The 372-nt window shown below is 38.4% G+C and carries 1 pseudogene; it reads right to left on the reverse strand.

Annotation, left to right across the window (positions count from 1 at the left end):
- Positions 1-236 (reverse strand): annotated as a pseudogene (locus tag DXA60_RS18490) (hypothetical protein); the annotation flags it as partial.
- Positions 237-372: the final 136 nt, after the last annotated feature.

The following is a 372-nucleotide window of genomic DNA, read 5'->3' on the forward strand; positions in this document are numbered from 1 at the left end:
TAGAGATAAATATTCGTCTCTAACATAAATGCCAGGTCATTTTTCATCCCCATATAGATTGCATTTTCCAACGTGACGATCTTAAGGGCTTCTGCATTCTGATAATGGCTTTCGGTCACTGCATTGTACAAAGATAACAGATTTTCTTTCTCTGAAAACAGCATGCGGAATACAGTGTCTTTGTACTGACGATTGGCTGTCGGTGTCTTTTCTGATACCTGCTCACTCTTCTTCATATTCAGTTCCTCCTGTGTGCAGGAGGCTCATCCAGATCTCCTGCTTTTCATTTTTGTGGATAAAAAGCATAGATTTCTGAAATGTTTTTTGAAATTTAGACGGATGTATACATCCTGATAGTCATGCAAACAGAAT

Source organism: Roseburia sp. OF03-24 (assembly GCF_003463035.1).
Taxonomy (GTDB): domain Bacteria; phylum Bacillota; class Clostridia; order Lachnospirales; family Lachnospiraceae; genus Roseburia; species Roseburia rectibacter.